The sequence below is a fragment of the Ginsengibacter sp. genome, assembly GCF_057362405.1.
The window spans coordinates 43,778-49,786 of the sequence record NZ_JBMQQG010000045.1 but is presented as its reverse complement, the minus strand read 5'-3'; the positions used below and the strand labels follow the sequence as shown (position 1 = coordinate 49,786).

Genomic DNA, 6,009 nt, shown 5'->3' with positions numbered 1-6,009 from the left:
TCGGAAACGTCCTGGGTTCAAACGGGTCTGTGATTCCGCGTTTCCAGGAACAGATAAACAGGGGTGGTCCGGTAACGGTTACCCATCCTGACATCACACGGTTTTTTATGACGATACCTGAAGCGTGCTCATTGGTTTTGGAAGCAGGTACGATGGGTAAGGGAGGTGAAATATTTGTTTTTGATATGGGGCAACCAGTTAAAATAATAGACCTTGCTCATAAAATGATTAGACTGGCTGGTTTAACGCCGGGTAAAGATATTCAGGTGGAATACACAGGCCTTAGACCGGGAGAAAAATTATATGAGGAATTATTGAATAAGAATGAAGAAGTAATTCCGACCCATCACAGGAAAATAATGATTTCACGGGTTAATAATGCTGGTATTAATAATACAATAAATAAGAACATAGACTATTTGATAGAACTGGCATCACAAAATAAAAATGTGCCTGCAGTGAAGCAAATGAAAAGGATTGTAAGGGAGTTCATTAGTAAAAATTCTGTCTATGAAAAATTAGATGAAGAACAAAAAATGGATCCGGTTCAGGTGATAATTGAAAATTAGAACTTATGCTTTTGTGATATTGTATCTTAATTGAATTCTTTTATGCAATTAAAATTAACTTTGAAAAATAAATACACCAGGAATCATCAATAAGATAATTTTATTCGAAACTTTAGGTAGGCCTTATATTAATTTATGAACGTAAATAAAATCAAATACAAATCAATTATGAGTAATAACTTTATTAAAACATCAGCACTAACGGGAACCTTTTTATTAATCTCTTTAGTCATGTTTGCACAGGCGCCTTTTACAGGCACAAAGCAGTTCAGGAAGTTTTCCCTTGGAGTCAACGTAGGCGCATTACGCCCTTCAATTATTACAGGTGGATCCAACGATTTTACAAAACCACAATATAGTTTGGGGTATGGAGCCAATTTAAAATACCAGTTTACACACCGGCTTGGCGCACAATTAGACTATGTTGGTGGTAAACTTAAGGGAAATAATGATAAAGATTATTGGAATGGTGTACCAGCAACTGATCGTCCGATCTCTTCATTTGAGACGAAAATGGGTTATTCCTTTGCTTTAAGCGGGGTGTACACTTTTGGGACCATTAATTGGATCCATTCTACCACAAAAGTAGTTCCTTATGTAACGGCCGGTGGTGGAGTAGTCGAATACAAGCCTACTACCACTGATAGAGCAACCGGTACGTCAACAGCCTTTGATAATGGAAAAGCCCTGCATAATTTTTTCGTGCCGGTAGGGATTGGCTTAAAATTTAATCTGTCTGAAATGATCAACCTTGATCTCGGATATAGGGGTAATATTGTTGATAATGATAATTTTGATGGTACCTACCTTCACGCAGATGTCCACAGGGACAAATTTTCCTACGGGTTTCTTGGTGTTGAGTTCGCTTTTGGAAAAAAAGGACAAAAGCAACTTCTGTTTGATAATCCCGCCTCTAAGCTGAATGATATTTTACAAAGTCAGATTACACACGTACAAACAGAAGTTGATTCATTAAAATTGGGTATAACCGATACTGATGGTGACGGAGTAGCTGACATTTTTGATAAAGAACCAAACACACCAGCCGGCTGCGCTGTAGATTCTCATGGTGTTTCCAGGGATACAGATGGTGATGGTGTTCCCGATTGTAAGGATAAAGAGTTAATTACTCCGACCGAGTGTCAACCGGTTGATGCAGATGGGATTGGTAAATGTCCTGATCCCGCATGTTGCAAAAACATGGTAATGGCCGACTCAGACAAATGCCATATGCTGAATTTACCAAGTATTTCATTCAAGGGAAACAGAAGATCCCTCAGCAGCGATGCAAAAGCAATGCTTGCAACGGTAGCTGCTCAATTGAGAGATAATGCTGCATGTTCAATAATTGTTACCGGTTATCCAGCCGCTTCCAAAGCATCACAGGCACTGTGTAATAGCAGAGCGCAGGCTGTTAAGGCTTACTTAACGGAAAAAGAAGGAATTAGTAATGATCGGATTACTACGGATTGCGAAGTAGGTGGAGGTGATGTTAATACGGTAGATATAAAGTCTAAATAGAGGTACTACTTTTTGTTTAATGATAAACCCTTCCTTTGTTGGGGAAGGGTTTTTTTATTGATTAATATTTTGCACGGTAATTTTATGTTTTGGCGCCCCGGTGTGGCCTTCCCTAGGGAAGAAGTGCACTCAAATATTTTTCGACATTAACCAGTGGCCGAGACAAGTTATCTTGCATGAGAATTATAAGAAAGAGGCTGGCAAATTTCAACCAGTTCTTACGTAAATGGAAACGTAATGACACGGATATACTTACCGCATATTTTTTATTTATCCGCCACCGTTATACTCTCTAAACGCTTCCTGTTGATGGCCCAACTATTATTCTTATTTTCATTAAGACCTATCCAACCATCCAGGTACATCTGAAGGCTTCCCCGATTTTTCCACGTAGCAAGCCAAAGTAACATAAGATAATTCAGTCTTTTGCCGGAGGCCATTGTATATGTTCTTTGTTTAAGATGCTTTCCACGCGGCTTACAAAGAGCAATTCTTTATCAACACCCGCAGCGTTGTAAGGTGGTACATTAAATTCATAATAATAGATTTCCGGTTTTAATTGTTCGTAAGCGGTGCGGTATTTAACCCACAGTTCCTGGTATTGAAATGTCTTCAGCCCGGTAGTTAAAATAGCTACAATAGAAGAAACGACAAGAAGGGCAACCTGTATAACCTGGCTATGAGCCACGGTATCTCGTCCGTTAGTAAAAACGGCTGTTCCGTTAAGCGCCGCCAGCACAGGGGCGAGGGCTGAGAGAATGATAAGGGTCCATTGAAATTTCTTATATCTTTTTTGATTTTTTACAGAATTTTTGCCGTAGTATTCCATTTGCTTTTTATAGCGATTCTCCAGGTAGTCATCAAATGAAACTTTATCCATAACCAGGTTTTATACTCTAAGCTAACATTTTTTAAGGATAACATTGAATTACCAATTGAGGCATTATGTTCAGTTTTGGTCTCGTGTTGTACTAAAATCTATGTTTTCCGCCGGCCATTAAACGGCGTCGGATGGGTACGTTTTTCGGATACACGTATACGTTATATGCTGGCTGAAATTATTTAACGAACTTTATTCTCATTAAATTCCTGTATGCCTGAAGATATAATTGAATAAAAAACAATGATTTAATAAATACATAATCATAATTTTACTATTAATCTTAATGAAGTCTTCATTAAAAATATTGCTGATTGAAGATAATGAGTCCGATGCTGTTCTTATTCAACGATTGTTGAAGAAAGATAATGCAGCATATGAATTTTTATTAGTTGTCGACAAGCCTGCCTACGTAAAAGCATTGGACGAATTTCAACCCGACATAGTCGTTTCAGATAATGCGCTGCCTCAGTTTGATGCAACGGAAGCATTGTTAATACTGCGGGAAAGGTCTCCGCATATTCCTTTTATATTAGTTACCGGAACTGTATCGGAAGAATTTGCCGTTAGTATTATAAAGTTAGGTGCCGACGATTATTTATTAAAAGACAGGTTAGTAAGATTGCCTGAATCTATTAAAGCCGCATTAAAACAAAGAGAGACTGAGAGAAAGAACAGGGAGGCCGAAGAGAAAAACAAATTCAAAGCAGATTTATTAAATACAATAGGACAAGCCGTGCTGGCAACAGACAACAATGGCACCATTAATTTTTGGAACAAGGCAGCTGAGAAAATTTACGGATGGACATCTGAAGAAGCTATTGGTAAAAATGTTTATGAACTGATACGACCTCAAAAAACAGGCGGCCAGGATATAGATAGCAAGCAACATTTAGCTAACGGTAATAACTGGTCCGGCGAAATTATGGTTCAGCGAAAGGACAATAATATTTTTCCAATTTATGTTACTGAAGCTGCTGTGCATGATGATCGAAATAGAATTATTGGTGTTATTAGCGTATCGAGCGACATTACAGAAAGAAAAAAAATCGATAGAGATCTGAAAGATTTAAATCAGCAACTGAATAGTCTTTCAGGCCATTTGCAAAATGTAAGAGAAGAAGAGAGGACCAAAATTGCTCGTGAAATACACGATGAATTGGCACAACAGCTTTCGGGGCTGAAAATGGAAATATACATGCTTATAAAAAAACTGGGTGTTATTGACATTGAGATGCAGCAGGAAGGTAACGAGATAATTAACCGTATAGACGAAACAATAGATTCAGTCCGAAGAATTTTATCAAGTCTTCGCCCGGGTATCCTCGACGATCTTGGATTGATAGCCGCATTGGAATGGTATAGCGCCGAGAAGGAAAAATTATCCGGCATTAACATAGATTTTAAGGCTAACAAAAAAGAACTCGTGCTACCGGAGATATTTTCTACTGCCATATTCAGAATTTACCAGGAAGCTTTGACGTACATCATCAATGATGCATTTGCGACTAAAGTAATGGCCAGTTTGCAATTGAGCGATAACAAACTTGTCCTCGAAGTTAACGATGGAGAACCAGATGCAAATTCCGATGCAAAGAGTATCAGGAAAACAATGGGCTTTCTGGGCATCAGGCAACGGGTATTTTTATTAGGTGGACAATGTGATCTGGGCAGCAATGTTAAAAAGGGGGCAATAATTAAAATACATATTCCAATATGATTAATACTTACCTATGTTACGAATTTTAATTGCCGATGATCACGCCGTTATTCGAAAAGGATTAAAACATATTCTTATGGAAGAATATCCTACCGCCTTTATAGATGAAGTTGAAGATGCAGAAGGTGTTTTTAAAAAAGTGATCAGCAGCAAATGGGATATTGTGATAAGTGATATCTCGATGCCAGGCCGAAGCGGACTGGATGTTTTACATGATATTAAACAAAATTATCCAGGGCTGCCAGTACTTATTCTTTCAATTCATCCCGAAGAACAATATGCAATTAGAGTACTAAAGGCAGGTGCGGCTGGCTATTTAAGTAAGCAGGCCGCTACCGACGATTTAGTTAAAGCAGTGCAAAGAGTACTACAAGGCCGTAAGTATATTTCACCAGTCATTGCCGAAAAAATGGCAGATGAACTCGATCATAACTTTGAAAAACCATTACACGAACTGCTTTCAGATAGAGAGTTTCATGTTTTCAAACTTATAGCAGAGGGCAAAGGTGTTTCGGAAATTGCAGAATTACTTTCGTTAAGTTTGACCACAGTCAGTACCTATCGGTCACGTGTACTCGCTAAAATGAACATGAAGACAAATGCCGAATTAATACGTTATGCCATCGAAAATAAATTTACCTGACAAGGCACCCTGGGGGAAATCGCGCCATCATAGTGCAATCTGTTTCCCGGCAATCATCTTTCTTAAATTCAACAAGCCATAACGCATACGGCCAAGCGCTGTATTAATACTGCAGTTGGTTATTTTGGCAATTTCCTTAAAGCTCATGCCGGCGTAATGCCTCAGAACGATTACTTCCCTCTGATCTTCCGGCAATAACTCTAGCATTTTCGATACTTTACCATGAGTCTCGCTTTCCATAATGGCGTCTTCAGCGCAACCTTCGGATGAAGTAATCACATCAAAAATATCCCGGTCGTCGCTGGTTTTAATTGTTGGCAGGCGTTTTAATTTTCTAAAATGATCAATACAAAGATTATGTGCAATTCTCATAGCCCAAGGCAGAAATTTACCTTCTTCCTTGTAGTTACCTGATTTAAGCGTGTCGATGATTTTGAAGAAAGTATCCTGGAAAAAGTCTTCAGCAAGATATTTATCTTTTACCAGCAGATAAATTGACGTGTACAACTTGTCTTTGTGACGGTGAACAAGCGTTGAAAGTGCATCCATGTTTCCATCAATAGAAAAAGCAACAAGTTGTTGGTCGGATAAATTTGTTAGGGAATTCATGATTTGGTTTTTTGTAGGTTTAGATATGGTGTAAATGCTTAAACAAAAATATGAGATGCCGGGATGC

At 38.4% G+C, this 6,009-nt stretch carries 7 protein-coding genes; 4 read left to right on the top strand and 3 right to left on the bottom strand.

Annotated elements, in window-relative coordinates; translation table 11 throughout:
* Both ACO1O5_RS03950 and ACO1O5_RS03945 read left to right on the top strand, forming a co-directional pair.
* Positions 1–569, top strand: a 569-nt coding sequence (locus tag ACO1O5_RS03950) for a polysaccharide biosynthesis protein (RefSeq protein WP_486268538.1), incomplete at its 5' end; no start/stop codon positions are given.
* 168 nt (positions 570–737) lie between these two features.
* Positions 738–2,090 carry an outer membrane beta-barrel protein gene (locus ACO1O5_RS03945; RefSeq protein ID WP_486268537.1) on the top strand — a complete coding sequence of 451 codons (1,353 nt, stop codon included), beginning with the start codon at positions 738–740 and terminating at the stop codon, positions 2,088–2,090.
* Between the two features lie 266 nt (positions 2,091–2,356).
* Here the strand turns inward: ACO1O5_RS03945 and ACO1O5_RS03940 are convergent, their stop codons facing one another.
* A complete protein-coding gene (locus ACO1O5_RS03940; RefSeq protein ID WP_486268536.1) occupies positions 2,357–2,500 on the bottom strand; it encodes a hypothetical protein in 144 nt (47 codons plus the stop codon).
* 8 nt (positions 2,501–2,508) lie between these two features.
* A complete protein-coding gene (locus ACO1O5_RS03935) occupies positions 2,509–2,970 on the bottom strand; it encodes a DUF4231 domain-containing protein (protein ID WP_486268535.1) in 462 nt (153 codons plus the stop codon).
* A gap of 286 nt (positions 2,971–3,256) precedes the next feature.
* Between ACO1O5_RS03935 and ACO1O5_RS03930 the strand changes: the two genes are divergently transcribed.
* Together ACO1O5_RS03930 and ACO1O5_RS03925 are read left to right on the top strand one after the other, a co-directional pair.
* Positions 3,257–4,690 carry a hybrid sensor histidine kinase/response regulator gene (locus tag ACO1O5_RS03930; RefSeq protein ID WP_486268534.1) on the top strand — a complete coding sequence of 478 codons (1,434 nt, stop codon included), beginning with the start codon at positions 3,257–3,259 and terminating at the stop codon, positions 4,688–4,690.
* Between the two features lie 13 nt (positions 4,691–4,703).
* Positions 4,704–5,333 carry a response regulator gene (locus ACO1O5_RS03925; RefSeq protein WP_486268533.1) on the top strand — a complete coding sequence of 210 codons (630 nt, stop codon included), beginning with the start codon at positions 4,704–4,706 and terminating at the stop codon, positions 5,331–5,333.
* Positions 5,334–5,360: 27 nt separating this feature from the next.
* Here the strand turns inward: ACO1O5_RS03925 and ACO1O5_RS03920 are convergent, their stop codons facing one another.
* Positions 5,361–5,942: an RNA polymerase sigma factor gene (locus tag ACO1O5_RS03920; RefSeq protein ID WP_486268532.1), complete on the bottom strand. Its 582-nt coding sequence runs from the start codon at positions 5,940–5,942 to the stop codon at positions 5,361–5,363.
* Positions 5,943–6,009 lie beyond the last annotated feature (67 nt).